Origin of the sequence: Streptomyces anandii JCM 4720 (assembly GCF_014650655.1) — a bacterium.
Taxonomy (GTDB): domain Bacteria; phylum Actinomycetota; class Actinomycetes; order Streptomycetales; family Streptomycetaceae; genus Streptomyces; species Streptomyces anandii.
In genome coordinates this window covers 1,589-8,831 of sequence record NZ_BMVJ01000040.1, presented here as the reverse complement: position 1 = coordinate 8,831, position 7,243 = coordinate 1,589, and the positions used below count along the sequence as shown (strand labels likewise).

Sequence of the window (7,243 nt, the reverse complement as noted above, 5' to 3'; positions counted from 1 at the left end):
CGCCGTCACCGGCAAGCTGATCGTCGCGACCGACCGGGACGAGCTGCCCCGCCTGCACGCCCTGGTCCAGCGCGGCCGGGAGAACGGCATTCCGGTGCGCGAGCTGGGCGCCCCCCAGATCGCGGAGTACGAACCGGAGGTGCGGGGCCTGGCCGCCATACACGTGGGCACCACCGGGATCTGCGACTTCGTGGGCGTGGCCCGGCAGCTGGCCGGGTCCTCGGGCGCCGACATCCGCTACGGGGCGCGCCTGGTCCGCGTGGACCGGCGACCGGAGTTCGGCGTGGCCGTGGAAACCGCCCGCGGCGAGGTCGTACGCGCACGCGTGATGGTCAACTGCGCCGGGCTGCACTGCGACGAGGTGGCCCGGCTGACCGGGGACGACCCGGGGATGCGGATCGTGCCCTTCCGGGGCGAGTACTACGAACTGGCCCGGCCCGGTCTCGTGCGGGGACTGGTGTATCCGGTGCCGGACCCGGCGTTCCCCTTCCTCGGTGTGCACCTCACGCGCGGGATCGACGGCGGCGTGCACATCGGCCCCAACGCGGTGCCGGCCCTGGCGAGGGAGGGGTACGGCTGGGGGACCGTACGCCCCCGCGAGCTGGCCGGGACGCTCACCTGGCCCGGCTCCTGGCACATGGCCGGGCGGCACTGGCGGTACGGGGCGGGGGAGCTGCGGCGTTCGGTGTCCAAGAGCGCCTTCACCTCGGCGGTGCGCAGACTGCTGCCCGCGGTCACCTCCGACGACCTGGTGCCGGCGGCGGCCGGGGTGCGGGCGCAGGCGGTGCTGCGGGACGGGACGCTGGTGGACGACTTCCTCATACGGGAGGGCGCCCGCACGGTGCACGTGCTGAACGCGCCGTCACCGGCGGCCACCGCCTGCCTGCCCATCGGCCGGGAGGTGGCCCGGCGGGCACTGGCCGCGCTGGCCGCGGCCGGCTGACCACGGACCGGACGGCGCGTGCCGGGCGACCACGGACCGGGCGGTGCCTGCCGGGCGACCACGGACCGGGCGGTGTATCCGGGCCGTAAAATCGGGTCCACTGTGTCTGACTCCCTGAACACCCCCGAAGCTCCCGGAACCGCGCGTCCCGCACCCGGCGAGCAGCCCCCGCACGCCCCCGGAGTGGCCGTCCGGCACACCAGGGCCAAGGGCGAGCCGCGCTTTCCCGACGGGCCGAGGGCCGATCCGGCCGGCTCGCACTTCGAGCGGCGGATCCGCAGCTTCCAGCCGCGGCGCAGCCGGGTGACCGCGGGACAGGCCGACGCCCTGCAGCGGTTGTGGCCCAAGTGGGGGCTGGACATCGACGGGCAGCGGGTCCTCGACCTCGCCGAGCTGTTCGGGAACAGCCGTCCGGTCGTGCTGGAGATCGGGTTCGGGATGGGCGAGGCCACCGCGCAGATGGCCGCCGCCGACCCGGACACCAACATCCTCGCCGTCGACGTGCACACCCCGGGCCAGGGCAATCTGCTGGGCCTGGCCGACCGCAACGCGCTGACCAACGTCCGCGTGGCCAACGGCGACGCGATCATCCTGCTGCGCGAGATGCTCACCCCCGACTCCCTCGACGGGCTGCGCGTCTACTTCCCCGACCCCTGGCCCAAGAAGCGGCACCACAAGCGGCGGCTGATCCAGCCGGAGTTCCTCACCCTGGCCGCCACCCGGCTGCGCCCCGGGGCGATCGTGCACTGCGCCACCGACTGGGAGCCGTACGCCGAGCAGATGCTCGATGTGCTGACCGCGCACCCCGACTTCGAGAACACCAGCCCCGACGGGGGTTTCGCACCCCGTCCGGGGTTCCGGCCGCTGACCCGTTTCGAGGGCCAGGGACTGGACAAGGGTCATGTGGTGAACGATCTGCTCTTCCGCCGCGTACCGCACGAGGACCAGACTCCGGAGTCGCCCGCCGAGCCCCCAGGAGGCCCCGTCGCGGGCGGCGCCCTCCCTCGTTAGGGTCAATGCCGTGGCCACCAGTCCCCCGTACCCGACCCGTCCGAGCGCTCCCCCCGGCGGCCGGCCCCGGCACGCGCACTGGTGGCAGAAGCGGTGGGTGCGCTATGGCGCCCTGATCACCCTGCTGGCGCTGTCCGGGCTGGTCATCCTCGCCCTGGTGCGCCGGCAGACCGGCACCGAGGGGTTCCTGGTCGGCCTCGGCCTCGCCGTGCTGCCCGTGCCGCTGCTGATAGCCGCCTTCCGCTGGCTGGACCGGGTCGAACCCGGACCCTGGCGGAACCTGCTGTTCGCCTTCGCCTGGGGAGCGTGCGCGGCGGCGCTGATAGCGATCGTCGCCAACAGCTTCGCCACCCGCTGGATAGCCACCTCCACCGCCGACCCGTCCGGCGCGGACACCCTGGGCGCGACCGTGATAGCCCCGATCGTGGAGGAGTCCGCGAAGGCCGCCGCGGTCCTGCTGGTCTTCCTCTTCCGCAGACGCGACTTCACCGGAATCGTCGACGGGGTCGTCATCGCCGGCGTCACCGCCACCGGCTTCGCGTTCACCGAGAACATCCTCTACCTCGGCACCGCCTTCGGCACCGACCAGATGACCGGCGGCCAGGGCATCGCCTCCGTCACCGCGGCGACCTTCTTCGTGCGCGTGATCATGTCGCCGTTCGCGCACCCGCTGTTCACCGTGCTCACCGGCATCGGTTTCGGCGTGGCCGCGCTGTCCGGGGAACGCCAGCATCTGCGGCGGATCCTGCTGCCCCTGGCCGGCCTGCTGCTCGCGATGGGCATGCACGCCTTCTGGAACGGCTCCTCCACCTTCGGCGAGTACGGCTTCTTCGCGGTCTACGGGGCCTTCATGGTGCCCGCGTTCGGCCTGCTGACCTGGCTGGTCGTCTCCACCCGGCAACGGGAGCTGCGGACCGTGCGCGCGGAGCTGCCCGCGTACGCGGCGGCCGGCTGGCTGACCCCGGCCGAGCCGTACGCCCTCGGCTCCATGCGCGCCCGCAGGCTGGCCCGCGAGTACGCCCACCGGCACCTGGGCAAGCAGGCCGCGCGGACCGTGGCCCAGTACGAGGCGTACGCCACCTCCCTCGCCTTCCTGCGCCACCGGGGCAACCGGGGGCGGGGCGGCGCCGACTTCGTCGTACGGGAGCAGCAGCTGCTCCACGAGCTGTGGCGCAGGCGCGAGACGGCCCAGCCCGCACTGGACCACGCGGCCCGGATGACGGCGCCCCCGCTGCGGGTGGCCGCCCCGCCGTGGCCGGTGCACGGGCAGGTGTACGGGGTGTACGGCGCCCCACCGCATGCCGTGCACCCCGCACAGGGCCGGTACGCGCCGCCGCAGGGACCGTACGGCGGCTCCTACGGCTCGTACGGCCCGTACAACCCGTACCGCACCCAGCCGTAGGCGGCCCGGCCGCTACGCCGACGCACTGTCGAGCTTCGCGACCTCGTCCTCCGTCAGCCTCAGCCCCGCCACGCCCAGCAGCGCGGGCAGCTGCTCCACCGTCCGCGCGGAGGCGATGGGGGCGGCCACGGTCGGCTGGGCCGCGAGCCAGGCCAGGGCCACGGTGGCGGCCTCGGCGTCGTGGGCGCGGGCGACCTCGTCGAGGGCGGCGAGGACCCGCTGCCCGCGCTCGGTCGCCAGGTGCTTGGCGGCGCCCTCGGCCCGTGCGCTGTCCACCTTCGCACCCGGCCGGTACTTGCCGGTCAGGAAGCCGGAGGCGAGCGCGAAGTACGGCACGGCGGCCAGACCGGCGCGCTGGACCAGGTCGAGCAGTTCCCCCTCGTAGGTGTCGCGGGAGACGAGGTTGTAGTGCGGCTGGAGCGCCACGTACCGGGCCAGGCCCTCCTTCTCGGAGAAGTCCAGCGAGGCCTTCAGCCGCTCGGCGGAGATGTTGGAGGCGGCGATGTGCCGCACCTTGCCCGCCTTCACCAGCTCGTCGAGGGCCCCGATGATCTCCTCGACCGGCACCTCGGGCTTGTCGAAGTGGGTGTAGTAGAGGTCGATGTGGTCGGTGCCCAGGCGCTTGAGTGAGGCGTCGGCGGCGGCCTTGATGTTGGCCGCGCTCAGGCCCGGGTGGTCGGGGTGCTGGCTGACCTTGGTGGCGATGACGACGTCGGAGCGGTTGCCGCGCGCCCGCACCCACTCACCGATGATCGTCTCGGACTCGCCGCCCTTGTTGCCCTCCACCCAGGCCGAGTAGGAGTCGGCGGTGTCGACGAAGTTCCCGCCGGCCGCCGCGTAGGCGTCGAGGACGGCGAAGGACTGCGCCCGGTCGGCGGTCCAGCCGAAGACGTTGCCGCCGAGGGCGAGCGGGAAGACCTCGAGGTCGGATGTGCCGAGCTTGCGTACGGAAGTCATGTACAACATCAACAACGGCTTCCGGACGGCCCATTCCGGGCGCGCCGTATCCGGCCGCAAAGGTTCCGCAAACCCCCGGGCGGCGGTGCCGGCGGGGGCGGGGAGGGCGTGGGTGTCAGGGGTTGAGGCCCTTGCCGCGCAGCCACGTCATCGGGTCGACGGCGGTGGCCTGGCCGTTCGGGTGCACCTCGAGGTGCAGGTGCGGGCCGGTGACGTTGCCGGTGGCGCCGACGCGGCCGATGACCTCGCCGGTGCTGACCTTCTGCCCGACCGAGACGCTGATCGAGGACTGGTGGCAGAACCACAGCTCGGTGCCGTCGTCGAGGGTCAGGATCGTGCGGTAGCCGTAGGCGCCGGCCCAGCCGGCCTCGGTGACGGTGCCGCTGTGGATGGCCTTGATCAGGGTGCCGGTGGGCGCGGCGAAGTCCAGGCCGGTGTGGTAGCCGGAGGACCACATGGAGCCGGGCTGACCGAAGGTCCCGGTGAGGGTGTACGAGGAGGTGGGCAGCGTGTACTGCTTGGCGAGCTCGGCCAGCCGCGCGGCCTCGGCCTTCTTCTCCGCCTCCGCCTCGGCCTGCTTCTTGGCGGCGGCGGCCTTGGCCTCGGCCTCCTTCGCGGCCTTGGCGGCGGCCTCGTCGGCGAGCTTCGCGGCGGCGGCGTCGGCGTCCGCCTCGGCCTTGGTGTCGACCTGGGCCTGCTGCTGCTCGGCCTGCGCCATGATCCGGTTGCGCAGCGCCTCGCCCGCGTCGGCGGCGCCCTTGGCGTTGTCGGCGGTGCTCACGCCCACGGAACTGAGGGCGGTCGCGGAGCCCTGCGGGGCGTCGTGGGACTCGTCGAACAGCGAGCCCACGGAGGGCAGGTCGGGAAGGGATATGGACACCGGCGGCTTGCCGGTGTTGGCGCTGGCCATGCCGCCCGCGCCCACTGCGGCGATGACGCCGACGCCCAGGACGGTGGAGCTGCGGGCGAGCCCGCCGCCGCGCTGCTTGCTGACGCGGTGCCGGCCGCGTGCCGGGCGGACGGACTCCTCGGTGGGGTTCCACTCCTCCCAGGGGCCCTCGTCGTCACGCCGGTCGCCGTAGGCGAAGGTCCCGGTCCGCTGGCTCGGCACGAACGGGGCTTGTGGGGCAGGCGGGTTGGACGCCACTCGGGCGCACTCCTTTCCTTCCGTATCGCCTACCGGGTTAGCTGACGGGTTCGGAGCGGGAAGGTCTCCTACGCGCGTAAATCCAGCCGTGCCACCACGGCGGACGACGCCCGATTCACCCCAATTCGATGGTTCCCCGGTTCCCTTGCGGGATTCGACGCGTGCGCACGGAGCCGCCTTCTGTGACGGCTGGGACGACCGCGCTGCGTTATCGAACGTTAATAGAGGCGAGGCTCCGATTCCAAGCCGTTCGGCTTGATCCTTAAACCTTTTTGGCCAGGACTTACCGTTCATGAGCGGCGAAAACCGGGCGAGTTGACAAGAGTTCAGTAGGACTCGGGCCACTCCGGGCCGGGCCGCCGTACGGCGAGCAGCGCCATGTCGTCCGTCATCCTGCCCCCGCAGTGCCGGCGCACCTCCAAGGCGAGGGCGGTGAGCAGGGCCCGGGGGTCGCCGAACGCGCGGCCGGCCAGGCGGTGTCCGGGATCGTAGAAACGGCCGTGCGCGTCCCGGGCCTCGGACAGGCCGTCGGTGTGGAAGAGCAGCGTGGCTCCTGGCGGGAAGGCGCTCTCCTCGACGCGGTCGGGCCGGGCGCACAGCTCCCCGAGGCCCAGCGGCAGCGCGGGGTCGCGCGCGAGCAGCGAGCGCAGGGCGCCGTCGGCGCACAGCAGCAGGGGCGGCGGGTGGCCCCGGTTGACGACGCGCACCGTCCCACCGCCGTACGGGAACTCCGCGAGCACGGCGGTGGTGAAGCCCTCCAGGGTGTCCTCGCCGTCGCGCCGCGCGCCCTCGCGGGCCAGCGCCCGTTCCAGCCGCCGAGCCACCGCCTCCAGGGTGGCCTCCTGCTCTGCGGCCTCCCGGAACGCCCCGATGACCACGGCGACCGCCGCGACCGCGCCCATGCCCTTGCCGCACACATCACCCACGACCAGCCGGACCCCGTACGGGGTTTCCTGCACCGCGTAGAGATCCCCGCCGATGAACGCCCCGGCCTGCGCCGCCTCGTAGCGCGCCGCGACCTCCAGGCCACCGATCCGCCCGGCGGGCTCGGGCAGCACCGCGCGCTGGGCCACCTCGGCGATCTCGCGGGCGGAGGCGAGCCGTTCGTCGCCGCGCCGCACGAGCAGGTTGAGCAGCACGGCGAGGACGGCGACCGTGGCGACGGTGAGCAGTTCGGTCAGCGCGTCGGCGCGGAGGACGGCGGACGGGCCGCCGATCAGCCCCGGCGCGAGCACGCCGGCGACGGCCGCGGCCCCCGTGAGCACGGTGGCCCGCCGGGACAGCAGCGGCGCGGCGACCAGGGGTGCGGCGGTGAAGAGGGGGGCCGCGGTGAAGCTCGCGGGGGTCAGGCGGTCGTAGCAGGCGCCGGCGACGAGCAGCAGCGCGGGCAGGAACCGGACAAAGGCGCGGGCCGAGACACGGGCCGGGGCCCCGGCGGAGGTGATCCGCCACCGCTGACCAGCGGCCGGGAGGCCGTCCGCGGAGCCGTCCGGGAGGGGAACGGCGGCCGCCAACCGGCCCACGGGCCGGATCGTGTCCTCCACCTCACCAGACCGCACCGCTCGTCTCCCGCCAGTCCCGCCACAACGCGGCGCGCATGTCCATGTCGCCGCCGCGGTCCAGGTTTCCCGCAGCGGGCGCGGACAGCGAGCCGGTATGGGCCGACCGGATGACAAGGTGTGACGAGGAACACGCCCGCCGAGGGCCCGCGCGCCGGCCCGACGGCGCCGGGCGGCCGGAGAAAACGCTCAGGGCCGGAATCCTTGATCGGATTCCGGCCCTG

The 7,243-nt window shown here is 73.6% G+C and carries 6 protein-coding genes and 1 riboswitch; of the genes, 3 read left to right on the top strand and 3 right to left on the bottom strand.

What is annotated here, in order from left to right; all coding sequences use genetic code 11:
• The 3 genes from lhgD to IE249_RS34615 all read left to right on the top strand — a co-directional run.
• On the top strand, positions 1–943 hold a 943-nt coding region (lhgD, locus tag IE249_RS34625), incomplete at its 5' end, for an L-2-hydroxyglutarate dehydrogenase (RefSeq protein ID WP_229859958.1).
• Positions 944–1,045: 102 nt separating this feature from the next.
• Positions 1,046–1,954 (top strand): tRNA (guanosine(46)-N7)-methyltransferase TrmB, encoded by a 909-nt coding sequence (gene trmB, locus IE249_RS34620; protein ID WP_189711348.1) that lies wholly within the window; start codon positions 1,046–1,048, stop codon positions 1,952–1,954.
• A 10-nt stretch (positions 1,955–1,964) separates the two neighbouring features.
• A complete protein-coding gene (locus IE249_RS34615) occupies positions 1,965–3,356 on the top strand; it encodes a PrsW family intramembrane metalloprotease (protein WP_189711346.1) in 1,392 nt (463 codons plus the stop codon).
• Positions 3,357–3,368: 12 nt separating this feature from the next.
• Here IE249_RS34615 and IE249_RS34610 read toward each other — a convergent pair whose 3' ends face one another.
• The 3 genes from IE249_RS34610 to IE249_RS34600 all read right to left on the bottom strand — a co-directional run bounded on the left by IE249_RS34610 (position 3,369) and on the right by IE249_RS34600 (position 6,983).
• Positions 3,369–4,313 (bottom strand): aldo/keto reductase, encoded by a 945-nt coding sequence (locus tag IE249_RS34610; protein WP_189711344.1) that lies wholly within the window; start codon positions 4,311–4,313, stop codon positions 3,369–3,371.
• Positions 4,314–4,428: 115 nt separating this feature from the next.
• Complete coding sequence (locus IE249_RS34605; protein WP_189711342.1) at positions 4,429–5,460, bottom strand: M23 family metallopeptidase; 1,032 nt, start codon at positions 5,458–5,460, stop codon at positions 4,429–4,431.
• A gap of 11 nt (positions 5,461–5,471) precedes the next feature.
• Positions 5,472–5,630, bottom strand: a riboswitch (cyclic di-AMP (ydaO/yuaA leader).
• 156 nt (positions 5,631–5,786) lie between these two features.
• The gene (locus IE249_RS34600) at positions 5,787–6,983 is read right to left on the bottom strand and encodes a PP2C family protein-serine/threonine phosphatase (protein ID WP_373304537.1); all 1,197 of its coding nucleotides are present in this window, start codon (positions 6,981–6,983) and stop codon (positions 5,787–5,789) included.
• Positions 6,984–7,243: the final 260 nt, after the last annotated feature.

Bases quoted from the DNA above. Each gene is read 5' to 3' on its own strand.
- IE249_RS34610 (WP_189711344.1), bottom strand. From the start codon at position 4,313: ATGACTTCCGTACGCAAGCTCGGCACATCCGACCTCGAGGTCTTCCCG.